1 pseudogene is annotated in these 348 nt (G+C 48.0%); it reads left to right on the top strand.

The features are described 5' to 3' along the window. Positions 1–74 precede the first annotated feature (74 nt). Positions 75–348: pseudogene (locus C6N31_RS47295) on the top strand (hypothetical protein); the annotation flags it as partial.

Genomic DNA, 348 nt, shown 5'->3' with positions numbered 1-348 from the left:
CTGTTGTTTCCCTTGCTATAGGTTTGCATACCGCTTCATGATTGTTCGCGTGAAACCCTAGAATTTTCAAATAGTTGTACGTTGCCCTGTTCTCTCCTGCTTCGATGGCGGAAATGCAAGTCGGCGAGGCAGAAACATTCGCCTTCCAGGCGGAGATCAACCAACTTCTGAGCCTGATCATCAACACCTTCTACAGCAACAAGGAGATTTTTCTCCGCGAACTGATAAGCAACGCTTCTGATGCTCTGGATAAGATTAGGTTTGAGAGCTTGACGGACAAGAGCAAGCTCGAGGCACAGCCTGAACTTTTCATCAGGATCATCCCCGACAAGGTCAACAACACGCTCA

It is taken from the genome of Streptomyces fildesensis (genome assembly GCF_016107395.1).
GTDB classification, from domain to species: Bacteria; Actinomycetota; Actinomycetes; order Streptomycetales; family Streptomycetaceae; genus Actinacidiphila; species Actinacidiphila fildesensis.
Note: the sequence above shows the minus strand (reverse complement) of the source record. Positions and strands in the feature narration are given on the sequence as shown.